The organism is Wolbachia endosymbiont (group A) of Gastracanthus pulcherrimus (genome assembly GCF_964028265.1).
GTDB classification, from domain to species: Bacteria; Pseudomonadota; Alphaproteobacteria; order Rickettsiales; family Anaplasmataceae; genus Wolbachia; species Wolbachia pipientis.
Genome location: NZ_OZ034763.1, coordinates 219,510 through 241,074 on the forward strand (window position 1 = coordinate 219,510; position 21,565 = coordinate 241,074).

Here is a 21,565-nt window from a genome sequence, read left to right on the forward strand (position 1 = left end):
TCAGAAACTTAAGTTTTGAAGGAGGTATCATGCCAGAACTACCGGAAGTGGAAGTAATCTCTAATTTTTTGCTTGATAAAATTAAAAACAAGCAAATCAGTAATGTTATAGTGAATAATTGGAATTTACGTGCCCCAATAACAAAAAATATTGATGATATGCTAAAGGGCAAAGTCATACGCAACATCAAGCGTAGAGGTAAGTATACCATCTGGAATACAGATGGTAGTGTGGCTGTAATCATACATCTTGGCATGAGCGGAAAGCTTATATATGCTGACCACGATCAAATGCGGAATAAGCATGATCACGTGGTATTTTTATTTTCTGACAATACTTCAATAATTTTTAATGACCCAAGAAGATTTGGATTAGTTATCGTTTTAAATAAAGAACAAGAAACGGATTTTTTTAGCGATTTTGGAATAGAGCCCCTCACGGATGAATTCAGTGGAGACTATTTACAGGAGTTGCTGAAAAACAAAAAAGTGAATATCAAATCAGCGTTAATGGACAATAAATCAATAGTTGGCGTAGGCAACATATATGCTTCTGAGAGCTTGTTTAGAGCCCGTATATCACCACTCAGGTCAGCAAAAAACTTGACCTATAGAGAGTGCGAAAAACTTGCTGCTGAAATAAAAAATACTCTGAGTGATGCAATTGCTGCAGGTGGTTCAACACTGAAAGATTATGCACAGCCATCTGGATCTGCTGGATACTTTCAAAATAACTTTTACGTATATGGTAAAGTTCAAAAACCTTGCAAGATTTGCAATAATATCATAACACTTATACGACAAAATGGCCGTAGCACTTATTTTTGCAACGCGTGCCAGAATTAAGATTTTATTTTTTGATATGATATTTTCACTTGAAAAAGATCCATTTGATTTGTTTTCAAAGTGGTACAAAGCAGTACTTAATTCTCCGTGTGAACAACCAACTGCAATGACGCTAGCAACTTGTAGCAAAGACTGTATTCCATCTGCAAGAGTGGTATTACTAAAGGAATATAGCAAAGAAGGTTTTGTGTTTTTCACTAACGTAAACAGTAAAAAAGGGAAAGAATTGACTGAGAACCCCAAAGCTGCGTTAGTGTTTCATTGGATAGAATTTGCTAGGCAAGTGCGAATTGAAGGAGAGGTTAAACTTCTAAACGATGAAAGAACTGACAAATACTTCTCTTCTCGAGCGCTGGGTAGTCAAATTAGCGCATGGTGCTCAAAACAATCGAGCATTCTGAAAGATTGGCAAGATTTTGAGCAAGCTATAAAATTGAAGGAAAAAGAATTTCACAATACACAAGTTTCTCGTCCTGATTTTTGGGTGGGATTTTGCGTAATCCCAAAAGTAATTGAATTTTGGCAAGAAGGTGAATATAGGAAGCATATTAGATTTAGATACACTCTTGTTGAGGGAAGCGATTGGAAAGTGGAACAACTATATCCTTAAAAATGGTTGCGGGAGTAGGATTTGAACCTACGACCTTCAGGTTATGAGCCTGACGAGCTACCGAGCTGCTCCATCCCGCGTCGTTGCTTATTTAGTTATTATATATACAAATAATGAAAAAAGAAAAATAAAATTTCACCACATGCAAATATCGACACACTTATTAACTTTTCTTGACATAATAGTTAGTTATATACGTAACAATCTGCGCAATGAACAATATAACTTGATACTGTGGTTTCCTGTTTTTCAGTGTGTAGGAATTCTAACCTATTTTTCCCTAAGTTTTGAACCAAGCTGCATATCTATTTTTCTTTTGCTTTTACCCACACTAATTTTGATTGCAATATTGTGTAAAAGGTACGCGATATTGTGTATCGCTTTAATTGCAGTGCTCATAGGATTTACAGCTAGTAAATTAAGAACAGCTTTAGTTGATACTCAAATTCTTGATAAAGAGAGATATGTAAAAGATATCGTTGCCACAGTGAAGGATATTAACGACAGGGGCTCATATAAACAATTTCTGCTTTCTGTTGAAAAATCCCCTACTATCTCAAAATCCTCTCCTGTCATCCCAGCGCCCCCTTTTGTCATCCCAGTACTTGACCTTACCCAGAAAAAAAAGATATGGATTCCAGCGTCACGCGCTGGAATGACACCGGATAGAGCTCTAGATAACATCAGAATATCAGTTAGAACCAAAGTGGAAAAAGGCATTAAAATAGGCGATCAAGTAAAATTATCAGCAAAACTCTTCCCTCCAAAAATTGCGCCTTCGGAGTATGCATACGATTTTGCAAGAATAGCATATTACCAGAAAATAAGTGCAACAGGTTTTGCAACAAGCAAAATAACCCTGCACAAAAAGGCTGAAGCAAGGAAATTTCTAGAGTATATAGAATCTTTCCGTCAATACATTTATGAAAACCTGCAGCAAAATATCAAAAAACCACATGTAGACATAATTTCTGCATTACTGATCGGTAAAAAAGACGGCATAGATCAAAAAACTATGGACGCGATACGAGATTCAGGTATAGCACATTTGTTTGCCATATCTGGTTTGCATTTATCATTCGTTGCTGGTCTGTTTTTTGTAGTGTTTCGTAATTTATTCGCAATATCTGAAACTTTGACTCTTAAGTATAACACCAAGAAAATATCTGCATTTCTTACCATTTTGCCAACCACGTTTTATTTGTTGATTACTGGTATGCAAATTTCTGCTCAGCGTGCCTACATCATGGTGATTTTAGTACTCGTTGCAATAATGATAGAGAGAAAATATCGAGGGTTAATAGCAATTGCGTTTGCTGCTGCAGTGATACTTATCATAGAACCAGAAGTAATTTTAAAGCCTGGCTTTCAGATGTCATTTTCTGCTGTTTTGGCACTGGTTGCCAGTTATCAAATTAATGCTAATAAATTGTTCAAAATAAAAATAATGAAATATTTTGTGTCGATAATGATTAGCTCAGTAATAGCAAGTTTAGCAACTGTTCCGTACACGATATACAATTTTAATTATTTTTCAATTAGTGGCATTATCACAAATTTAGTTGCTATACCAATAGTTACATTAATTATTATTCCACTTGGAATAATCTATGTTTTGTTGATTCCTTTCGGTATTGAATGGATTATAGCGCCACTTATAGAACGCCCAATTGACAGCATTTTGTATATAACAAACGCTATCGCTAGTCTTCAGTATTTGGTTATTCCCATTCGCACTTTTCCTGCATCATCAATTATTATAATAACACTTGGTTTATTGTGGCTGTGCTTGTGGGAAAGAAATTGGCGTTTCTTCGGAATTTTCTTTATTGTGCTGGGTATTTGCTTTAGCACCGCATATAAAACCCCCGACATACTAATAAATGCTGATAATGTTGCTGTAAAAGAAAGTGATAACTTACTATATTCTCTCACCAGGAAAAATAGGAACTTTGTTGTCAAAACATGGGCGAAGCAAAATGGGCAGAACCAAATTTTGAATCATAAAAAATACAATAACTCAGATAAAAGGCTAAAGTGTAACGATTATGGCTGCATATATAATAAAGGAAATAATAAATCAGTGTTGCTAGCTTATAAGGAAGAAGATATTCTAGAAAATTGTGATAAAGTTGATTTAATAATTCAATTAAGTGAATTCGACTATTCAGTTTGTAATACTAAAACTATCAAATATGCCAATCTAAAAACATATGGCACACATTCAATTTGGTTAACAAATCGTTACATAAAGATTAATAAAGTGCGCTCTAATAGGCCTTGGCACATGTTGAAAAATTAAGAAACTTGATTTTAAGGTTTGGTTAATGTATACCTAAATAAGTTTAAACTAGAAAAATGTTATGGTTACAGACACTAAAGATCCTTTCAAAGACTATTTTGATTTTTTAGGATTTAGAAAACTTTCTGACCAGCCCAGTAGAATTTTGAGCTCTATAAGAAAGTATTCTGGTACTATATCGATAGCAAGTACCATTGCTACTCTTATAGCATTTACTACCTTTTCTATTCAGCCTGTTATAGTAAGTATTGCTGGATTTGCGTTCACGCCAGCACCTCTTGCCTTTATTCCTCTTGCAGTTTTCTTATTTACTGCTGTTATAAACTTTATAAATACACAAAAAATAAAAGAGAATGAGATAGATAAAAAAGTAGGAAACTATCAAGTTGATGAACAGTACAGCCAGATTGTTCAAGAAGCCGAAAAAATTGAAATTGTAACAAATTTAGATCGTAAGAGGAAAAAGCTTTCAATAGTTTTACCAATTTCTAAGACGCAGAGAAAAATACTAGAAGATATAGAAGCAGAAAATAGAAATAGGATTCTCTTGTTTACAGGATCATATGTATTTGGTGCTATTATAGTAGTTTCAGCAATATCACAATCCATTAATGCTCCAATAATATTAATAGCTTTATTAGTCGCTATTCTTTTATGCATCATATCAACACTTAGCAATCTAATAAGTAATAGCGTGGATCATGAAAATCATACTATTAGAAAACACAGTTCTTTAGGTCTTCTATTTCCATACTGGTCTGGAAAGGGCATGGTTGTATCAGTAGTAGAAAATAAGCTTGGTAAAAGGGAAAATGAACTAATATCTCTAATGAAAAAACTACTTAGTCCGCTTTGCAACTCATTTGACAGTAACCTTAAAAAAGCTTGCGATTTACTTGATAATAGTCTTTTAAAGCCTGCAAATATTAACATTAAAGAAACGCTTGATCACCTAAAAAAAATCAGAGAAGACATCAAAAAAGATTTAGATTGGCTACATGCAGAAATTTCAGAAGTTTTAAACAACACTAAAGAATTGACAAAAAAAGCACATTCACTAGATATTGAAGGTACTTTTTCTAGGTTAGAGAATGCTATTAAAATTGCTGAAGATAAGATTGAACGATTTGAACCAAGCCGCTTTGTAGGCTGGCTTCAATCAACTACGCAGTCTAATAATAACGAGTTCCTTAGCATGCTAAAAAAGTTAAAAGAGGATACAGAAAAGGAAAAAACGGAATTGAAGATGCAATTAAACGTAGTAAGGAATGAATTAGAAGAAATAAAAAAGAAGCAAGCTCAACCAAGTACGCCTGATTTAGAAGCTAACAATGGAAATAATACTAATAAATTATTAGTGTTAGAAAATAAAGTCAAAGAACTACGTGACACAGTTAGAAAGTTAGAGCTGGAAGCAGAACAAAATAAGCTGCAGCAAAAGAAGGAAAAGTTAGAGCAAAAAAAATCTGAACAAGAAAAAACAGATGAATGGAAAGAAAAAATCAATGGCAACCCAAGTGACTTTCTATATTATTTATTAGAATCTATTAAGCTGGAAGAAAAAGATAATAAAGAAAAAAAGGTTGAGGCAACATTACGGGATTTTGATAACAAAATAATAATTCACTGGAAAGATGGCTCTCAAACAATTTGCCATATTAAAAAACAAGGTGATCTTCCTAGTACAAAAGTTGATTTTGTAGATCAAAATATTCAAGCAGCATTTGCAGTAGCTCGCGCGGGGTAGTTGTTATAGACCACTTAGAAGTAACCTTAAGTGTTAATAATGATAAAGAGAAATTAAGGTTAGACACCTATATAGCTGAAAAATGCAACATATCACGCAGCAAAGCGCAAAGATTGATACAAAATGAGCAGGTGAAATTACTTGGCACACCGATAATTAATAATGACTACATAGTAAAACCAGATGAAGAGTATGTGGTGCATCTCGTTCAACCTGACATATCCACATCAATTGAGCCTAATTATGACATAAAACTTGATATCGTCTATGAAGATGAGGACATTATAGTTCTGAGTAAACAAAGTGGATTAACAGTGCACCCAGGTGCTGGGACAAACAATGATACGCTTTTGAACGCAGTTATCGCTCACCTTGATGTAAGACCAGGAATTGTTCATAGACTCGATAAAGATACTAGTGGGCTAATGGTAATTGCAAAAAATGAAGCAGCCCATAGTTTTTTGTCTGAATTGTTATCGAATCGCAAAATAAAGCGGGAATACTTAGCAGTAGTTTGGGGAATATTATCTTCCCAGCAGGGAACTATAGAAACTAACATTGCTCCAAAGCGTGGTAATAAAGAAATGATGTGTGTTACAAAAACAACGGGCAAATTAGCAATCACTCATTACTCAGTAGAGAAAGTTATAGGACAAGCAAGCCTCGTTAAATGCACTTTAGAAACAGGTAGAACGCACCAAATTCGAGTCCACATGAGCCACATAGGACATTCTATAGTTGGTGATCAAGTTTATGGGAAAAATAGTAGTAAAAGCACAAAATATGCTAAAAACTCTAGTTTTATTCGTAATTTCAACAGACAAGCACTACATGCTTATACACTGGGCTTATACCACCCAAAAAGTAAGGAATACATGGAATTTGTCTCTGATTTACCACAAGATATAAAAACTTTAATTGGTGAGTTTGAAAATATACCTAATACCAATTCTCATTGTTGTCCAGTCAAATAGGAAACATTGCAGAGTTGTTTAGTTGTGGAGCTGGCAAGAGAAGTAATAAATTTGCACAAAGCACCCTCAAGTAGAGCAATTGTATCGTATATTTTATTGCGCAAAATGTTCTGTTTTATATATAACCAAAGCCTCTCAACAGGATTTAGCTCAGGTGAGTATGGAGGTAGGTATATAATGTCGATATTTTTAGGTACCTTTAAATTTTTTGACCTATGCCAACTAGCACAGTCCATAACGAGAAAAGCCTCTCGTGTTTCTAGATATTGCGAAATTTGCTCAAGAAATATGTTCATGCAATCAGTGTTGACATTTGGTGCAAATAAGCTAGAACTCTCTCCATTTCTAGGATTAACTGCACTATAGAGATAGAAATTTTGCCTACCTAATTTTGTTTTAACCTGTGTTCTAATCCCCTTTTTAAACCACCCATGTCCAACTTTTGAATGTGTGCCAAACCGTGATTCATCAAAGAAAAATAGCTCTTTTTCTGGATACTTGCTAATAGCTCAATTGAGATTTTTTTTTGAATTCCTCTTGTTTGCTTTTATCTTGTCCATTATGAACTGGTCTTGGTGTAATATATGAGAATTTCATCTTTTGCATATGGCGGTGTACTGTAGATTTGCTGATATTTAATCCGAACTTTTCCTGGATTCTTATTCTCATTTCTTTAATGGTGATATTAGGATTTTCTTCTATCCACTCTTCAATTTGCTGTAGTTGAGCCTGATTTAATTTAGTTTTTCTACGACGTTGTGAAGGAGCAAACAGTTTTTCTTCTCTGCCAATTTTCAAGAGTTTTACCCACGAAGTTAGTGCGCTTCTTGAAATGCAATATATTTTTGCTACAGCCGTTATACTGTACTTTTTTGCTGCAATTACAGCATTTAGTTTTTTTGAAACATATGCATTATTCCTTACTTTCTTCAGCATTTCTTTTGCTGATTCTACTACTTTTTCATCCAATAATTTTGATCTTAATGCCATTTAAACCTCGCTATTTTACTTACTTCAGTATGGCTTTTCTTCCATCATTGTCCATCTGTTTGCTCTGTAATGGGAATTGGTATTAGTTAATTTGTAGGTGTAATGTGGCTAGAAATGTTTTGAATGAAAATGAGTACCACGCTTTAAAGCAGTTGTTTTTAACATTTAATATTCAAAAGGAGGATGTGGTAAATTCTGACATTAAGAATATTAAGAAAAAGCTTAGTCAACAATACCGTAAATTATCGTTAAAATATCACTCAGATAAAAACCCAAACAATAAAGAAGCGGAGGAGAAATTTAAGGTTATTGCATTAAATAAGCCATTTTTTGAAGAATTTATAATAGAGCCATTGGAGAAAGGTCTCAATAAAAGAAATAATTTAATAAAAGAATTACGCGGTAAGTTGTGGAGTCGCAGTTATGAAGAATTGCAAAAATACTTAGATGATAAGTGCAGAAATAAACTCTATAATAAGCAGCAGTCAATTAACAATAATGTAACTGCTTATGTAAAATATTCTTCTTATTCAAATCTCTTAGGAGTTCTTTTAGTATCCTTCACATCAATTGCATTTTTAATAATTAATGGTATTTCTTCTAATGTACCAATAGCAGTAGGTTTTCTTGCTCCCTTGTTAGCAGGATCTATTTTGAGTCTAGCTGTTAAGAGCATTTATACTAGAAATGGGAAAGAGTTTAATCATCAGACTAATATTTTATTATTGTTTAACTTTGACCAAGAATGCGAAAATTTTTCAAAGAGTGATAGGACTAAATTAAAGTGGCTAAAAAATTCAGTTATTTTGAGCAACACAATCTGTACATCTTTAATGTTTTTCGGTGTGGGATTAGATTTAGTTGCCAACGGCTTTGGTATAACTAACTCTATGATGTTATCCGGCTTATTACTTTCATTACCATTCACGCTTTTAATTGTTACTTCACCTATTTTAAATGCTGCAAGTAATTATATTCTCAAAAAGACAGCTATAAATTCAATTGAGGAGCAATTTAAAGGTGATGATCAGTTTATAGAAGTCGATAACGAAAAGCCAAGCAGTACTATGAGCAATCAAAGTTATTTCCCCATCGGTCAGTTAATATCATCAAAGTTAGCTATTCTCCATAGCGAAGTCTCTAGCTAGGAACAATGAGCCACAGATCAGTATGGTTTTGACGTTTTGGATAGAGGCTTTTAATATGTGATTTGATATTGCATCGCCAATTGACTCACACTCCATTGCTTTTATTCCTATGTTATTGGCTTTTTCCCTAATCAAGTTTGTATTTGTTGCTTTAGGCTCAGATTTAACACAAACCGCACATAATAACTTGATATATGGTTTTAAGTGTTCTAAGAACTCTTCTACATTTCTGTTACGAGTAACACCAAAAATTATACAGACACCTTCAGCAAAGTTATCTCTTACCCACTGAAATAGTACTCTAGCACCATCATTATTGTGCGCACCATCTAAAAATAATTGCCAATCTTTTGGTAGTAAAGAAATTAAATTGCCCTCTTTTATACGCTCCAGTCGTGCAGGCCAATAAGTGCACTGTAAACCTGAAGTGATATCCTCTTCTCCAATATCAAATCCATATTTTCCACTCAAAATGCTACATGCTGCAATAGCATTGCCTGCATTGATTATTTGGTGATCACCCTTTAAAGACGGCAAAGGAAATTCTATTGATTGAATAGCTGATTGGAAAACCATTTTGTTGTTCTTTTTTTTGCAATTCCATTCAAAACCTCCTCTATACAGAGGAGATTTCTTATTTATTGCATGGAATTCTAGTGTATTCATTATAGATTTTTCTTGTGGTGCTATTACGCAAGGAACATTAGGTTTCATTATTCCAGCCTTTTCACCTGCTATGGTCTCTACAGTAGGGCCAAGATATTCCGTATGATCAAGTGCAATGGAAGTAATTATTGTTAAAATCGGACTATCTATAACATTTGTTGTATCAAGTCTCCCACCCATACCCACTTCAATTAAAGTTATATCGGCTTTATGACGAGAAAAAGCTAAAAAAGCTGCAATAGTTGCAGCTTCAAACAGAGTGATAGGTTGTTCTGCAATTACGGCACGGCATTCTTCTAACAAGCTATATAATTCATTATCGTCGATATAACTGCCTGCAATAACTATTCTTTCATTAAAATTCACCAAATGTGGAGAAGTGTATGCGTGTACCTTATACCCTGCTGCTTGCATTATATATCTTATAAATGCTAGTGTTGAGCCTTTCCCGTTAGTTCCAGCTATATGAATTACGGGAGGCACTTTTTTCTCGGGATTATCTAGTTTACTAAGAAAGCTTTTTATGCGATCAAGAGAAAAATCATTCGGCCTGCTACCAAGTGGCTTAGGCCAATGAGGCATATATATCATAGATTATTGTTACATTTTAATTCACCTATCACACTTGCTATGCCATGCGTGTCAATCTTCTCACTAAATTGAGAACGTTGATTAATAGCAATACTTATTCCACTCATTACAACATCACTTATCAAGAAAGAACTGTGATTTTTAGTAACTTTAAAATCAATATTTGTAAATTCTTCATCACCGTAAGAGAACCTTGTGCCAATTAAGCAAGTTTCATCGTCAACTGCTTTTGTACTCATTATGATCATTTCACTATTACTCATGTATTTAGATAAAATTTTAACGCACAAACGTGTAAGATACACTTCATACTCTCTTAAGAAATCTTCCCTTTCCTTCTGGGTAGTCAAAACCCCATATTTTCCCATGACAAATCGAGATATTTCTTTGAGGTTAACATTATTCTGAATGACCTCCTGAAGCTTTTCGTGTACATGCTCTAGGTTTTTTCTATTTCCTTTTGTAGATATGCTGTCTACTTGTTGCTTCATAGTATGCACAAAAATTTTGTGATCTGTACAACTAGTGTAAGCTCTTGAAGAAATTACAATAAAAACAATAATGATTAAAACTTTAGTAATATTCATAAGATATACTTAAAATGCAAAGTTTGATAAAGATTAAATAATAATCGCTGACTTTTAATATACCTATAGACATGCCCTGTGTAAATCATCTATAATTCAAGTAGGGGTCTGTGCTATGCGTTATGAGTTAAGTTAAATTTCCCGAGCGATAATTTCTAGAGAAGGGAATTGCCTCTGCTGGTTTCGTTGAAACTAATATGCGATGCCCACCTTAACTTCAGGTCTCAGGAATCTACTAAGGCTGACGGTAGATACGGATCCTTTTTTGATTGGTACTAAATTTATGCTTCATCAATACAGAGAACAAGGTACCTTCCTATGTTCGCCTAATGAAGTATTCCAAATTGTAATTGATGTTGAAAGGTATCCTGATTTTGTTCCTTGGTGCAAAGCCGTTTATATAAAAGAAAAAATTGACAATCAAATGGTTGTGGACCTTCTAGCAGCTTTTCATGGAATTAAAGGAAGATATACATCAGAGGTAACCTTTCTTTCTCCAAGTAGAACAAATGAAGGTTGGATAAAAGCTGTATCATCAAATGGAATATTTAAACATCTATGCAATAAATGGCAATTCATTCCCATAGATGAAAATAAAACTATGGTAAAGTTTTATATAGAGTTTAAGTTTAAGTCCAACTCATTTTCAACCCTATTAAACTCAGTATATAAATATACACAAAGTAAAATAATTGCTGCATTTAAAGATAGGGCTGAAAGCCTTGCTAAACAAAAGTTATCTTGACATTATTAATATAAATGTATAATTTTTTTTAGTAAGTTAAGTGTTTAGATTGTAATGATTTTTAGACTATTGTTTTTATTAATTTTCATAAGTGTTAATTCTTATGCAGTTGTTAAGCAAGATTTATACGATAGCCAATACATTCAAAAAAAACCCAATGAAATAACATCAAATGAGCTATTATCGCCATTACCTGATGATAAATTATTAGGAGATCCAAAAGCACCAATTCTAATGATAGAATATGCTTCATTAACTTGCTATCACTGCTCTCTTTTTCATAGGAATGTTTTTCCTAAAATTAAAGAGAAATATATAGACACAGGTAAGATGTTATATATATTTCGTCATTTTCCTTTGGATTACAGAGGGCTAAAGGCTGCAATGCTAAGTCATTGCTACGAAAAACAAGAAGACTACTTTAATTTTAACAAAGCTGTTTTTAACTCAATAGATTCGTGGAATTACTACAATTTAAGTGATTTGACTTTACTACAAAGAATTGCTGCACTAAGCAACTTAAAGCAAGATGCATTTAACCAATGCATTAATGATAAGAAAATAATGGATAAAATCGTAAATGATAAATCACTGGCAATTAATAAACTTGGTATCACAGCCACTCCAATATTTTTCATCAAGCTTAACGATGATAAATCATATATAGAGCATAATAAAGTTAAACATGGAGGGTATAAAGAGCTGAAATATTTCACTAATGTGATAGATAAATTATATGGAAAAGCTATAGTGAAGTAATACCACTGTAGCTTACCATATAAAAGACTCTATGCTGAGTCATTGTTTTTCACTACTGTTTGTTGTTTTTTACGCTCAAACTCTCTTTTTTTACTGTGCCAAGTGTAGTAATACATAGCGATTTTATTCTCTATTAATACTATTGTCCCATCATAAAACTGAACCATATCCATAACTTTTCTCTGAGCTTCATCAAAACGTTCTTTATACTTTTCACGATAAGCTGGATTATGTAGTAACATAACCCCTTCATTCTTGTTAGATTTTTTGTTTAACGTTTCAACTTCACCAGCAATAGTATAAGACATATAACCCCCTCTAATTGATTATAAAAATTATATTTTAAAAAGAGAAATGCGCATAAACAATCCCTTTAATTCTAGCATAATAATCGACTGTTTATTATACTAGTTAACTATAGTACGATATATAATAATTTTTGTCACTTAAAATTTTATACTATGAAATAATAACTTAAAATAAATGTTTTTATTATTTTAAACTATATTATTATATTTATAAATTGTGTATGAATTAAGTCTCCCTAATTTATAATATATGCGTAATAATTTTAGTATAAAATTGTCATACATAAGAAATCTATTTGCAAAAGAATATAAAAAAATAGAAGAATATTGTATTCTTGAAAAAAAGCAACATATTCAAATTGGCCCTGAAGAAGGAGAGCTATTAAGTTTATTTATAAAAATCCAAAAAATCAAAAGTATTGTTGAGATTGGCACGTTATACGGTTACTCGTCGATTTGCATGGCAAAAGCTCTACTAAAAGACGGTCATATATATACAATAGAAAATAATCCTCAACACTCAAGAATAGCAAAAAAAAATTTTAGTGCTTTTAATCTAAGTGATAAAATTACTCTAATAGAAGGCGATGCACTGGAAAAAATTAATGAATTATCAGCAAAAGCACCATTTGACATGATATTTATTGATGCTGACAAAAGTAGTTATCCTGAGTATTTAGATTGGGCAGAGTCATACATTAAACAAGATGGGCTAATCGTTGCAGATAACACTCTACTGTTTAACACAGTATTTTTAGAATCGCCTCCAAAAGAAGTATCAGAAAAATCATGGCATGCCATGAGGGAGTTTAATAATAGATTATCAGATGAAAAAAAATATTTCTCTATATTGATTCCAACTGATGAAGGAATGACTGTAGCTTTAAAGCTAACATAAGTTAAAAATCAAGGTCAGCATAATGTTTAGGAGGGATTAAACCAGAAATCCTCTCTAATAATATCTCACGAAAACAAGGCTTTGATTTAACAATGGAGTACCATTCTTTTAAAATTTTACTTTTTTCCCATGGAAAACTACTTACATAATCCATTACGGAAATATGCGATGCTAAAGTAATATCAGCTAAAGTGAACTTATCAGTTGCAAGCCAAACGTTCTTGTTAATTAAGTGTTCGATGTATTCCATATGGCAAGGCAGGTTATGCTGAGCTGCATGAAGAAATCTAGAGTCAGGGCTGCGGTTAGTAATTACTTTTTCATTCATAATATACTTAGTAACTTCATTGTAAAATTTGTTATCGAACCAATTGATTAGAGCGCGTATTTTAGACTTAATAATAGTGGATGAACCAAGTAATTTGACGTCGCTATTGTAAGTCTCTTCTATATATTCACAAATGGCATTACTATCCGCTATTACAAAGTTATTATCTATTAACACTGGTACTTGCCCGGTTGGATTGATCTCCATAAATTCATTCCGCTTTTCCCACGGATTTTCATACACTAGATCACAGCCTAATTTTTTTTCTTTTAGAAAAGCTCTAACTTTTCGTGAAAATGGACAAAGAGGAAAATGATATAAAATCATAATGTTCCTCTTTTGGTATACCAATATCCTTTTTTTGTTACTCTATGGCTTGACCTACAACTGTACGAACTTTCTTTGTAGTCGACAGAAGTTTGCGTAGCAGGTGGTGTTATTCCAGTGCTTGACACTGGAATCCAGTTCTTGTTATACAATTGCCTAGTGCGCTCATTTACAGTTAAGTTTTCTGGATCCAAGTAGTCAAGCACTGGGATGACATCCTTTTCGGTAAAAATTGCTCTTATATCACAACATTCATACAGCTGTATGCCTAGGCACTGGGATGACATAAATAAGCGCTGAAATGACATAAATAAACATTGGAGTGACAATCTTGTAGTGACTTGCATGACAGCTAACTTCTCGTTTATTTTAAAGTAATGTTGCAAGAGGTCTAACATATAAATTATAAGACTAATATAGGATATACCTTGCTAAATAAAAAAAAAAGTATAATATTTTATAAGGTATGCAGGCAAAAACTCTGTAATTTGGTCAGATCAGAAATGAAGCAGCCATATCAGAACCTTTTTGGGTTGCATACCTATTTCATTATTTGTTTTATCCGAGGCTATGAATATAGCATTAAAACATCGTCCTAGTAGCTTCAAAGATCTAGTAGGTCAAGATATATTAGTGCGTGTATTAGAAAATGCTTTTATTTTAAACAAAATCCCACAATCTATACTGCTCTCTGGTAGTAGTGGAGTTGGTAAAACCACCACTGCAAGGATAATAGCTTTATGTTTGAATTGTTCCCTGGGGCCAATTTTTGAACCTTGCGGATCATGTGAAAATTGTCTAGCAATAAAAAATTCAAGCCATCCAGATGTAATTGAAATCGATGCGGCAAGTCACACTAGCATTGACGATATTAAAGTAATCCTGGGAGATATTTGCTATTCACCTATAAGCTCTAAATTCAAAGTCTACATTATAGATGAAGTACATATGTTATCCAGCAGTGCATTTAACGCATTACTTAAAACCCTAGAAGAGCCACCATCTAGTGTAAAGTTCATTTTAGCAACTACGGAAATAAAAAAAATACCAATAACTATTATTGCACGTTGTCAAAGATTTGATTTACACAACATTCCTGTAGCTAAAATAGTGGAACGTTTAAATGATGTTGCACAAAAAGAGAGTTATTCCATTGAAAAGGGAGCATTAGAATTAATTGCACGACATTCTGGAAATTCAATGCGTAACGCCTTGTTTTTGATGAATCAAGCAGTGCTATATAGCAAAGATGGTGCAATATCCACTAAAAATGTGACAGACATACTTGGCCTAGTGGATAAAGATATTATATTCGATCTATTAGGAGCAATATTAGATGGTGATTTACAAAAAGCTCTATCAGTGTTTGACAAGGCGATAAAAACAGCAAACCCACTTAGTATTTTTGAAGGTCTATTGCAAACAATTCAGTTAATATGCCGTTTTTTAATTACGAAAGAGATTGATAGTGCAGTTACAGAGCATGAAAAGAATAGGATAAAAGATTTAAGTATAAAGAGATCTTTAATATTTTTTTCGAGATTGTGGAAGGTGTTGCTTAAAGGTATTCAAGATATAAAAACTTCAACATGCAACGATGTTGCTGCTGAAATGATGCTAATTAGTCTTTGCTATCTCTCTGATCTACCTTCTCCAGAACAGGTGATCAAAAAAATTCTTTCACAGAATGTAGAGCAAGGAAATAGACAGGGCAGACCTGTTGCACCTTCCCCCTCTGTCATCCAAGTAGCTGACTACTCGGATCCAAAAAAATATGTGGAAAGTAAACAACAACCCCACTCTGTCATCCGAGTAGCTGACACTGGGATCCATGTGGAAAATAAACAACAAAATTACGATTTTGATAAGATTTTGCAACTATTAAGGCGGAGTAACCAAATTTATCTTTACAAACAACTGTGTAATAATCTACAATTAATAGATTGTAAACCTGGATATTTAAAATTAAAAGCTGTATCTAAGTTGGATAGTAATTTTTGCAATGATTTAAAAAATTACTTAAGCCAGGTGACTCAGCAAGAGTGGGTTATTGCAGTTGATACAGGTTATATAAACAGGGAAGTGAGTAATTTAAATTATGCACCTGCAGTTAAGGATATCCTTGACACGTTTAAAGGTGCAAAAGTAGTTAATATAGAAAATAAGGAGTAAGTTGTGGATTTTAGTCAAATAATGAAACAAGCGCAAGAGATGCAAAAAAAGCTTGCAGAAGCTCAAGAAAAATATGTTGGAAAAGAGTTTCAAGGTATTTCTGGTGGTGGCAAAGTTTCTGTATTAGTGGAAGTCATAAAAATAGGTAGCTATAAAGCTAAAAAGGTGAACATAGACTTAGAACTTATGAGAAATGAGGAAAAAGATATAGTAGAGGATTTAGTAACAGCAGCGTTTAATGATGCCGTTAAAAAAGCAGAAGAAGATATGGCGAATGCAACTTCTGATCTTGCAGGTATGATGGGTTTACCATCTGGGTTTAAACTTCCTTTTTGAATTTACTACTGAAGTTTCTTTTAGTGTAAGTATTTTTTTTCTAATATTCCCAACGCTAGTACTTCTTCATATAATGTACCTATACTAGCATAGCCCTACGTCGTACCGTGATTCATTCCACAACTGTACAAACATTGCAATATGGCACGATATCACATAGTAAACGATGTCATTCCAGTGCTTGACACTGGAATCCAGCCTTGCCGTAATCTCATCAAGAACGTTGTGCTTTAACATAAAACGGCTACTTTTATGCTTACCAACTTAATAAAATTCCTGGATCCCAGTGGGCTTTGTTGCATCACACTTTATGAGATGGTGATTTATGGTAAATTCATGTAACTATCTCAAATTTAGCCATACCAATATCAGTGAATTTATTAAGCAAATAGCATTTGATTAGCAGTTCTTTTTCTCGATTTATCTCAGATTTATTCCTAAAACTAAATCCGAATATTTGCTTTAATCTTGAGAAAAACCCTTCAATATAAGATCTTTTCCCATAATTTACTTCTTTTTTCCATTCTTTCATGCCATCTTCACCGTATAATTTTATTAACCTAATAGCAGCATTCCTGTCAGACATATAATCTATTTCTGGATGTTCTGCCGCATTGTTTATTGGTGGAATTTTTGTCTTTATATCATATTTGTTACACAACTTATAAAACTTGTGCCTATCACATGCTCTATCTGCATATAGTGCTTTTATGGCATGCTGAAAATCAACTTCTTTTAGCAAATCACAAGCTCCATAGTGATCAGAGTAGACACCGTTACTGTATTTTACAGCTATGGCTTTTTTGTTGTTTATATTCAACATTACGTGCAATTTTCTCGTTTGCTCATAGCCACGATATTTTCTGTCAGTGCTATTTTCCTTGCTGTGACCAGGAGTGTTGTTGTATATACTAATTCCTGTACTGTCTATAGCAATTTCGATATCTTCCATATTATTTTTATCAATTCTGCAATCATTTATCTTAACATTAAGTTTCTTAAACCTTCTTGATGCTTGTGAATAGCTGATAACTGCCAAATCTCTTCCTATTTGTTGCAAATACCCTTTTATAAACCCGACTGTTTGTCTTAAACCAATTCTAAAGAAACTGACGATTATATGCACCAAAATCACAACTTTATCACTATAAATATAGTTGCCGCCCTGCATTTTTGGACAATTCTCGTACCAATTTTCTATGGCGTCATTGATATAACAAAAAATGCTTCCTCTTTCTTGGAGAAATTTGTTATATTCATGGCAGTTACTGACTCTCATTTTTTGTGGCATATTTTTTCTTCAACAGTTAAATGGCTATTTATAATGAATTTTGTCAGTAACTGCCAGTTCTTTTCACTTGAGCGATGCAACAAAGCCATCCCAGTGTCACGCACTGGGATGACATCATCCTTTTTTTTGGATTCCAGCGTCATGCGCTGGAATGACACCTCTCTTGGGCTCTCTTAGCTATAAATATTAAGGAATTTACCAAACGAAAAAAAAGGCAAAAGAAGCCCCGTGGTTGGCTAATTACTTATACCAATTCTCATTGTTGTCCAGTCAAATAGGAAACATTGCAGAGTTGTTTAGTTGTGGAGCTGGCAAGAGAAGTAATAAATTTGCACAAAGCACCCTCAAGTAGAGCAATTGTATCGTATATTTTATTGCGCAAAATGTTCTGTTTTATATATAACCAAAGCCTCTCAACAGGATTTAGCTCAGGTGAGTATGGAGGTAGGTATATAATGTCGATATTTTTAGGTACCTTTAAATTTTTTGACCTATGCCAACTAGCACAGTCCATAACGAGAAAAGCCTCTCGTGTTTCTAGATATTGCGAAATTTGCTCAAGAAATATGTTCATGCAATCAGTGTTGACATTTGGTGCAAATAAGCTAGAACTCTCTCCATTTCTAGGATTAACTGCACTATAGAGATAGAAATTTTGCCTACCTAATTTTGTTTTAACCTGTGTTCTAATCCCCTTTTTAAACCACCCATGTCCAACTTTTGAATGTGTGCCAAACCGTGATTCATCAAAGAAAAATAGCTCTTTTTCTGGATACTTGCTAATAGCTCAATTGAGATTTTTTTTTGAATTCCTCTTGTTTGCTTTTATCTTGTCCATTATGAACTGGTCTTGGTGTAATATATGAGAATTTCATCTTTTGCATATGGCGGTGTACTGTAGATTTGCTGATATTTAATCCGAACTTTTCCTGGATTCTTATTCTCATTTCTTTAATGGTGATATTAGGATTTTCTTCTATCCACTCTTCAATTTGCTGTAGTTGAGCCTGATTTAATTTAGTTTTTCTACGACGTTGTGAAGGAGCAAACAGTTTTTCTTCTCTGCCAATTTTCAAGAGTTTTACCCACGAAGTTAGTGCGCTTCTTGAAATGCAATATATTTTTGCTACAGCCGTTATACTGTACTTTTTTGCTGCAATTACAGCATTTAGTTTTTTTGAAACATATGCATTATTCCTTACTTTCTTCAGCATTTCTTTTGCTGATTCTACTACTTTTTCATCCAATAATTTTGATCTTAATGCCATTTAAACCTCGCTATTTTACTTACTTCAGTATGGCTTTTCTTCCATCATTGTCCATCTGTTTGCCCTGTAATGGGAATTGGTATTACATTATACTTTCAAGTATGGCGTTTTTTTATTCTAAACGCTTAATAACCGCGATTTAGTTGCTTTTAAGCCGCAACTAATCTAAATTATAAACATTAAGAAATTTACTAAACAGAAAAAAAGGCAAAAGAAACCCTAGGGTAGCTAGTTATTCACTATCCATTTTTTAAATCGGCGTTTTTTGATGTTTTAAATGCTTTATAAGCGCATTTCAGCTTATATTAGGTAAAAACCTAGAAATTTTATAAAGACATAAGGTGCACATAGTGCAAAAAATTAAACATGGGACGCCAGATACGTGAGTTTTTTTGTCATTTAATCTGTACAGAGAAGATAAATAAATAGCTTCAGTTTCATGATAAGGGGGCTGGCGGAGTTTGTCAAGGGATTTTTGACGAAATGATTCTGAAAGCAAAGAGCGGGAGAAGGGGTTCGAACCCTCGACCTCAACCTTGGCAAGGTTGCGCTCTACCAACTGAGCTACTCCCGCAATTAAATTAACCTAAATTTACTTAATTATAGGCATATACAGCGATTTGTAAACCCCGTGTACACGAAAAATGTGAGAGCCCATAAATTTGCGTGGTTCCTTCTATGATCTTTTCGTATACTTAAGACTCATTTTTGATTATCATAGGTTTTCAATTGTGCCAAAAAATGTATTAATTTTATGGGAATATTTTTATATAAAGACGACTTGCCAGCTAGTTCAATACCAGATGATATAAGGTCTATAGCTGTTGATACCGAGGCAATGGGGCTACTTCATAGCAGAGATAGATTATGCCTTGTGCAGCTCTCTTTTAATGATGGCAACGCTCACTTAGTTCAACTCAAGAACGATTATACAGCGCCAAATTTGAGAAAAATATTAGAGGATAAAAATATAACTAAAATATTTCACTTCGCGCGATTTGATGTAAGCATAATACGTTATTACTTGGAAACTTGGGCACTTCCGTGCTATTGCACAAAGATAGCTTCACGTTTAGTTCGTACTTACACAGATAATCATAGCTTAAAAGAGTTGTGCTTAGAGCTGCTTGATACCAAACTAAATAAGCAGCAGCAATCTTCTGATTGGGGAAATGAAAATTTAACAGACAAACAAAAAAGTTATGCTGCATCTGATGTTTTGTATCTCCACAGGATAAAGGAAAAGCTAGACTTAATGCTGGAACGTGAAAATAGAAAAGAATTGGCCCAAAAGTGCTTTGAATTTCTTCCTACTCGCATTGAGTTAGACTTAATGGGTTGGGAAAACGTGGATATCTTTAACCACCAGATGTAATAGAAGTTTTTTGTTTGTGCAAAACACTTTAGGGCAATTTTTCAAGCTCTGCGGTAAGAATTTAGTTGATTAACTGCTAATAGATACGCTATATTTTACAAAAATTTAGGTATTTTATGAGTGATGATATTACATCGGTAAATGATCAAAATTTCAAATCTGAAGTCACTGACTATAAAGGGTTTGTTCTGATAGACTTTTGGGCAGAATGGTGTGGGCCATGTAAAAGTCTAATGCCACGTATCGAACAATTGGCTAAAGACAGAAAAGGCAAGATTAAGATCTGCAAATTTGACATAGATGAAGGGACTGAAGTGCCAAGTAAGTATGGAGTGCAATCTATACCCACTTTAATCATATTTCAAGATGGTAAGGAAATTGCACGCAAAATTGGTGCAACAAATGATTTGTCAAGTTGGGTTGATAGTGAAATAAGCTAATAGACAAATTTGCTTTTGTGTGTATTATAAATATTGATAAAAGGGATTGTAGCTCAGTCGGTTAGAGCAGTTCGCTCATAACGAATTGGCCGTAGGTTCGAGTCCTACCAATCCCACCATTGTATTGATCTTAGCATGATCGTAACAATGAGAAAACTATAGTATATGAACTATATATTAATGTAATGGGGGAAATGATGGAATTTACTAAGTCTCTAAATAACAAGTTAGATGAATTGCACTTACTAAATCATCCATTTTACCAGTCATGGAATACAGGAAGCTTAAGCTTGCAAGCTTTACAAACCTATGCTAAAGAATATTATCACCACGTTGCTGCGTTTCCTCGTTATATCAGTGGTATACATTTTTTGTGCCCAGATCTAAAAATGCGACAGGTTTTGCTTGGTAATTTGATAGAAGAAGAACAAGGTGATGAAAATCATCCAGAGTTATGGAAGCGTTTTGCTGAAGGACTTGGAGTAGCACGGTCTGATCTTCTTGAAGATGCACAAGTTAAGGAGACACAAGAATTAGTTGACGGTTACTTTGATATTGTACGATCAGATTTTGCTTCCGGTTTGGGTGCACTTTATGCTTATGAACGTCAAACTCCAGAGGTTTCTAAGTCTAAAATTGAAGGTTTAAAAAAACACTATTCAATAAGTGATGAGCGTTCTCTTCAATTTTTTACGGTCCATATGCATGCTGATGAATGGCATTCTGAGGAATGTGCAAATCTTATTGAAGATCTAGATGAAAAAGAGCAAGATAAAGTTATGCAGGGTGCTCAAAAGGGAGCAAGGCTCTTGTGGGGTTTTCTTGATGGAATGATGAATGCTAGCGTGTGTTAGTAGT

At 33.6% G+C, this 21,565-nt stretch carries 24 protein-coding genes, 3 tRNA genes and 2 other RNA genes; 17 read left to right on the plus strand and 12 right to left on the minus strand.

What is annotated here, in order from left to right:
* Nucleotides 1–29: 29 nt before the first annotated feature.
* Both mutM and pdxH read left to right on the plus strand, forming a co-directional pair.
* Nucleotides 30–845, plus strand: coding sequence for a bifunctional DNA-formamidopyrimidine glycosylase/DNA-(apurinic or apyrimidinic site) lyase (mutM, locus tag ABWU47_RS01120; RefSeq protein WP_010963068.1), 816 nt, complete (start codon nucleotides 30–32; stop codon nucleotides 843–845).
* Between the two features lie 16 nt (nucleotides 846–861).
* Nucleotides 862–1,455: a pyridoxamine 5'-phosphate oxidase gene (gene pdxH, locus ABWU47_RS01125; RefSeq protein ID WP_022626142.1), complete on the plus strand. Its 594-nt coding sequence runs from the start codon at nucleotides 862–864 to the stop codon at nucleotides 1,453–1,455.
* A 3-nt stretch (nucleotides 1,456–1,458) separates the two neighbouring features.
* Here pdxH and ABWU47_RS01130 read toward each other — a convergent pair.
* Nucleotides 1,459–1,535 (minus strand) — tRNA-Met (locus ABWU47_RS01130).
* Nucleotides 1,536–1,597: 62 nt separating this feature from the next.
* On the opposite strand from ABWU47_RS01130, the gene ABWU47_RS01135 reads away from it, so the two are divergent.
* The 3 genes from ABWU47_RS01135 (at nucleotide 1,598) to ABWU47_RS01145 (ending at nucleotide 6,478) form a co-directional block, all read left to right on the plus strand.
* Nucleotides 1,598–3,757 carry a ComEC/Rec2 family competence protein gene (locus ABWU47_RS01135; protein WP_077188324.1) on the plus strand — a complete coding sequence of 720 codons (2,160 nt, stop codon included), beginning with the start codon at nucleotides 1,598–1,600 and terminating at the stop codon, nucleotides 3,755–3,757.
* 61 nt (nucleotides 3,758–3,818) lie between these two features.
* The gene (locus ABWU47_RS01140) at nucleotides 3,819–5,504 is read left to right on the plus strand and encodes a hypothetical protein (RefSeq protein WP_077188323.1); all 1,686 of its coding nucleotides are present in this window, start codon (nucleotides 3,819–3,821) and stop codon (nucleotides 5,502–5,504) included.
* A 71-nt stretch (nucleotides 5,505–5,575) separates the two neighbouring features.
* Nucleotides 5,576–6,478, plus strand: a complete 903-nt coding sequence (locus ABWU47_RS01145) for an RluA family pseudouridine synthase (RefSeq protein ID WP_236718536.1) — start codon at nucleotides 5,576–5,578, stop codon at nucleotides 6,476–6,478.
* Here ABWU47_RS01145 and ABWU47_RS01150 read toward each other — a convergent pair.
* A protein-coding gene (locus ABWU47_RS01150) for an IS630 family transposase (protein ID WP_410530063.1) occupies nucleotides 6,457–7,468 on the minus strand; the annotation gives its coding sequence in 2 pieces (ribosomal slippage) (nucleotides 6,457–6,987 and nucleotides 6,989–7,468; 1,011 coding nt in all). The two genes, ABWU47_RS01145 and ABWU47_RS01150, sit on opposite strands and share 22 nt — an antisense overlap.
* Nucleotides 7,469–7,653: 185 nt before the next feature.
* On the opposite strand from ABWU47_RS01150, the gene ABWU47_RS01155 reads away from it, so the two are divergent.
* Nucleotides 7,654–8,616: a J domain-containing protein gene (locus ABWU47_RS01155; RefSeq protein ID WP_077188321.1), complete on the plus strand. Its 963-nt coding sequence runs from the start codon at nucleotides 7,654–7,656 to the stop codon at nucleotides 8,614–8,616.
* Here ABWU47_RS01155 and ABWU47_RS01160 read toward each other — a convergent pair.
* Nucleotides 8,584–9,873, minus strand: a complete 1,290-nt coding sequence (locus ABWU47_RS01160) for a bifunctional folylpolyglutamate synthase/dihydrofolate synthase (RefSeq protein ID WP_077188319.1) — start codon at nucleotides 9,871–9,873, stop codon at nucleotides 8,584–8,586. The two genes, ABWU47_RS01155 and ABWU47_RS01160, sit on opposite strands and share 33 nt — an antisense overlap.
* Nucleotides 9,870–10,460 carry a phospholipid-binding protein MlaC gene (locus ABWU47_RS01165; RefSeq protein ID WP_186809128.1) on the minus strand — a complete coding sequence of 197 codons (591 nt, stop codon included), beginning with the start codon at nucleotides 10,458–10,460 and terminating at the stop codon, nucleotides 9,870–9,872. The genes ABWU47_RS01160 and ABWU47_RS01165 overlap by 4 nt, the downstream gene beginning before the upstream one ends.
* 102 nt (nucleotides 10,461–10,562) lie before the next feature.
* Between ABWU47_RS01165 and ssrS the strand changes: the two genes are divergently transcribed.
* The 3 genes from ssrS to ABWU47_RS01180 all read left to right on the plus strand — a co-directional run bounded on the left by ssrS (nucleotide 10,563) and on the right by ABWU47_RS01180 (nucleotide 11,964).
* Nucleotides 10,563–10,724: non-coding RNA, 6S RNA (gene ssrS / locus ABWU47_RS01170), on the plus strand.
* A 19-nt stretch (nucleotides 10,725–10,743) separates the two neighbouring features.
* Entirely contained in the window at nucleotides 10,744–11,205 is a 462-nt protein-coding gene (locus ABWU47_RS01175) for a type II toxin-antitoxin system RatA family toxin (protein WP_077188318.1), read from the plus strand.
* A 54-nt stretch (nucleotides 11,206–11,259) separates the two neighbouring features.
* Entirely contained in the window at nucleotides 11,260–11,964 is a 705-nt protein-coding gene (locus ABWU47_RS01180; protein ID WP_077188317.1) for a DsbA family protein, read from the plus strand.
* Between the two features lie 29 nt (nucleotides 11,965–11,993).
* On the opposite strand, the gene ABWU47_RS01185 is transcribed toward ABWU47_RS01180, so the two are convergent.
* Nucleotides 11,994–12,272 (minus strand): DUF2671 domain-containing protein, encoded by a 279-nt coding sequence (locus ABWU47_RS01185; protein WP_006279425.1) that lies wholly within the window; start codon nucleotides 12,270–12,272, stop codon nucleotides 11,994–11,996.
* A 250-nt stretch (nucleotides 12,273–12,522) separates the two neighbouring features.
* On the opposite strand from ABWU47_RS01185, the gene ABWU47_RS01190 reads away from it, so the two are divergent.
* Nucleotides 12,523–13,170: an O-methyltransferase gene (locus ABWU47_RS01190; protein ID WP_353285718.1), complete on the plus strand. Its 648-nt coding sequence runs from the start codon at nucleotides 12,523–12,525 to the stop codon at nucleotides 13,168–13,170.
* Between the two features lies 1 nt (nucleotide 13,171).
* Here the strand turns inward: ABWU47_RS01190 and ABWU47_RS01195 are convergent, their stop codons facing one another.
* Together ABWU47_RS01195 and ABWU47_RS01200 are read right to left on the minus strand one after the other, a co-directional pair.
* Nucleotides 13,172–13,825: a glutathione S-transferase family protein gene (locus ABWU47_RS01195; protein WP_065094500.1), complete on the minus strand. Its 654-nt coding sequence runs from the start codon at nucleotides 13,823–13,825 to the stop codon at nucleotides 13,172–13,174.
* On the minus strand, nucleotides 13,822–14,112 hold the full coding sequence (locus tag ABWU47_RS01200; RefSeq protein WP_082246112.1) for a WPE palindromic element domain-containing protein: 291 nt from the start codon (nucleotides 14,110–14,112) through the stop codon (nucleotides 13,822–13,824). Before ABWU47_RS01200 ends, ABWU47_RS01195 begins: the two co-directional genes overlap by 4 nt.
* A gap of 172 nt (nucleotides 14,113–14,284) precedes the next feature.
* On the opposite strand from ABWU47_RS01200, the gene ffs reads away from it, so the two are divergent.
* The 3 genes from ffs (at nucleotide 14,285) to ABWU47_RS01215 (ending at nucleotide 16,333) form a co-directional block, all read left to right on the plus strand.
* Nucleotides 14,285–14,374, plus strand: an RNA gene (gene ffs, locus ABWU47_RS01205) — signal recognition particle sRNA small type.
* Between the two features lie 21 nt (nucleotides 14,375–14,395).
* Nucleotides 14,396–15,997 (plus strand): DNA polymerase III subunit gamma/tau, encoded by a 1,602-nt coding sequence (dnaX, locus tag ABWU47_RS01210; RefSeq protein WP_077188314.1) that lies wholly within the window; start codon nucleotides 14,396–14,398, stop codon nucleotides 15,995–15,997.
* Nucleotides 15,998–16,018: 21 nt separating this feature from the next.
* Nucleotides 16,019–16,333, plus strand: coding sequence for a YbaB/EbfC family nucleoid-associated protein (locus ABWU47_RS01215; RefSeq protein WP_038199344.1), 315 nt, complete (start codon nucleotides 16,019–16,021; stop codon nucleotides 16,331–16,333).
* Between the two features lie 84 nt (nucleotides 16,334–16,417).
* Here the strand turns inward: ABWU47_RS01215 and ABWU47_RS01220 are convergent, their stop codons facing one another.
* The 5 genes from ABWU47_RS01220 to ABWU47_RS01240 all read right to left on the minus strand — a co-directional run bounded on the left by ABWU47_RS01220 (nucleotide 16,418) and on the right by ABWU47_RS01240 (nucleotide 19,466).
* Nucleotides 16,418–16,570 carry a hypothetical protein gene (locus tag ABWU47_RS01220; RefSeq protein ID WP_182319668.1) on the minus strand — a complete coding sequence of 51 codons (153 nt, stop codon included), beginning with the start codon at nucleotides 16,568–16,570 and terminating at the stop codon, nucleotides 16,418–16,420.
* Nucleotides 16,571–16,667: 97 nt separating this feature from the next.
* Nucleotides 16,668–17,624, minus strand: coding sequence for an IS5 family transposase (locus tag ABWU47_RS01225; RefSeq protein WP_353285719.1), 957 nt, complete (start codon nucleotides 17,622–17,624; stop codon nucleotides 16,668–16,670).
* Entirely contained in the window at nucleotides 17,609–17,767 is a 159-nt protein-coding gene (locus tag ABWU47_RS01230) for a hypothetical protein (protein WP_236514364.1), read from the minus strand. The genes ABWU47_RS01225 and ABWU47_RS01230 overlap by 16 nt, the downstream gene beginning before the upstream one ends.
* A 113-nt stretch (nucleotides 17,768–17,880) precedes the next feature.
* Nucleotides 17,881–18,892, minus strand: a protein-coding gene (locus tag ABWU47_RS01235; RefSeq protein ID WP_410530063.1) for an IS630 family transposase whose coding sequence is annotated in 2 segments (ribosomal slippage) — nucleotides 17,881–18,411 and nucleotides 18,413–18,892 — 1,011 coding nt in all. Because the reading frame shifts where the segments join, the coding sequence is not laid out codon by codon here.
* A gap of 501 nt (nucleotides 18,893–19,393) precedes the next feature.
* Nucleotides 19,394–19,466, minus strand: a tRNA-Gly gene (locus ABWU47_RS01240).
* A 180-nt stretch (nucleotides 19,467–19,646) separates the two neighbouring features.
* Here ABWU47_RS01240 and ABWU47_RS01245 point away from each other — a divergent pair.
* The 4 genes from ABWU47_RS01245 to ABWU47_RS01260 all read left to right on the plus strand — a co-directional run bounded on the left by ABWU47_RS01245 (nucleotide 19,647) and on the right by ABWU47_RS01260 (nucleotide 21,561).
* Nucleotides 19,647–20,267, plus strand: a complete 621-nt coding sequence (locus tag ABWU47_RS01245) for a ribonuclease D (RefSeq protein WP_010962900.1) — start codon at nucleotides 19,647–19,649, stop codon at nucleotides 20,265–20,267.
* A gap of 116 nt (nucleotides 20,268–20,383) precedes the next feature.
* Nucleotides 20,384–20,707 (plus strand): thioredoxin, encoded by a 324-nt coding sequence (trxA, locus tag ABWU47_RS01250; RefSeq protein WP_006279168.1) that lies wholly within the window; start codon nucleotides 20,384–20,386, stop codon nucleotides 20,705–20,707.
* A 42-nt stretch (nucleotides 20,708–20,749) separates the two neighbouring features.
* Nucleotides 20,750–20,826: transfer RNA gene (locus ABWU47_RS01255), tRNA-Ile, on the plus strand.
* A 78-nt stretch (nucleotides 20,827–20,904) separates the two neighbouring features.
* Nucleotides 20,905–21,561, plus strand: a complete 657-nt coding sequence (locus ABWU47_RS01260; protein ID WP_077188312.1) for a CADD family putative folate metabolism protein — start codon at nucleotides 20,905–20,907, stop codon at nucleotides 21,559–21,561.
* The last annotated feature ends 4 nt before the right edge of the window (nucleotides 21,562–21,565 follow it).

Excerpts from the sequence above, each read along its gene's own strand:
- mutM (WP_010963068.1), top strand. The coding sequence starts at position 30 with ATGCCAGAACTACCGGAAGTGGAAGTAATCTCTAATTTTTTGCTTGAT.
- pdxH (WP_022626142.1), top strand. The coding sequence starts at position 862 with ATGATATTTTCACTTGAAAAAGATCCATTTGATTTGTTTTCAAAGTGG.
- ABWU47_RS01135 (WP_077188324.1), top strand. The coding sequence starts at position 1,598 with ATGCAAATATCGACACACTTATTAACTTTTCTTGACATAATAGTTAGT.
- ABWU47_RS01140 (WP_077188323.1), top strand. The coding sequence starts at position 3,819 with ATGGTTACAGACACTAAAGATCCTTTCAAAGACTATTTTGATTTTTTA.
- ABWU47_RS01160 (WP_077188319.1), bottom strand. The coding sequence starts at position 9,873 with ATGATATATATGCCTCATTGGCCTAAGCCACTTGGTAGCAGGCCGAAT.
- ABWU47_RS01165 (WP_186809128.1), bottom strand. The coding sequence starts at position 10,460 with ATGAATATTACTAAAGTTTTAATCATTATTGTTTTTATTGTAATTTCT.
- ABWU47_RS01175 (WP_077188318.1), top strand. The coding sequence starts at position 10,744 with ATGCTTCATCAATACAGAGAACAAGGTACCTTCCTATGTTCGCCTAAT.
- ABWU47_RS01180 (WP_077188317.1), top strand. The coding sequence starts at position 11,260 with ATGATTTTTAGACTATTGTTTTTATTAATTTTCATAAGTGTTAATTCT.
- ABWU47_RS01185 (WP_006279425.1), bottom strand. The coding sequence starts at position 12,272 with ATGTCTTATACTATTGCTGGTGAAGTTGAAACGTTAAACAAAAAATCT.
- ABWU47_RS01190 (WP_353285718.1), top strand. The coding sequence starts at position 12,523 with ATGCGTAATAATTTTAGTATAAAATTGTCATACATAAGAAATCTATTT.
- ABWU47_RS01195 (WP_065094500.1), bottom strand. The coding sequence starts at position 13,825 with ATGATTTTATATCATTTTCCTCTTTGTCCATTTTCACGAAAAGTTAGA.
- ABWU47_RS01200 (WP_082246112.1), bottom strand. The coding sequence starts at position 14,112 with ATGTCATCCCAGTGCCTAGGCATACAGCTGTATGAATGTTGTGATATA.
- dnaX (WP_077188314.1), top strand. The coding sequence starts at position 14,396 with ATGAATATAGCATTAAAACATCGTCCTAGTAGCTTCAAAGATCTAGTA.
- ABWU47_RS01215 (WP_038199344.1), top strand. The coding sequence starts at position 16,019 with ATGAAACAAGCGCAAGAGATGCAAAAAAAGCTTGCAGAAGCTCAAGAA.
- ABWU47_RS01220 (WP_182319668.1), bottom strand. The coding sequence starts at position 16,570 with ATGTTAAAGCACAACGTTCTTGATGAGATTACGGCAAGGCTGGATTCC.
- ABWU47_RS01225 (WP_353285719.1), bottom strand. The coding sequence starts at position 17,624 with ATGCCACAAAAAATGAGAGTCAGTAACTGCCATGAATATAACAAATTT.
- ABWU47_RS01230 (WP_236514364.1), bottom strand. The coding sequence starts at position 17,767 with ATGACGCTGGAATCCAAAAAAAAGGATGATGTCATCCCAGTGCGTGAC.
- ABWU47_RS01245 (WP_010962900.1), top strand. The coding sequence starts at position 19,647 with ATGGGAATATTTTTATATAAAGACGACTTGCCAGCTAGTTCAATACCA.
- trxA (WP_006279168.1), top strand. The coding sequence starts at position 20,384 with ATGAGTGATGATATTACATCGGTAAATGATCAAAATTTCAAATCTGAA.
- ABWU47_RS01260 (WP_077188312.1), top strand. The coding sequence starts at position 20,905 with ATGGAATTTACTAAGTCTCTAAATAACAAGTTAGATGAATTGCACTTA.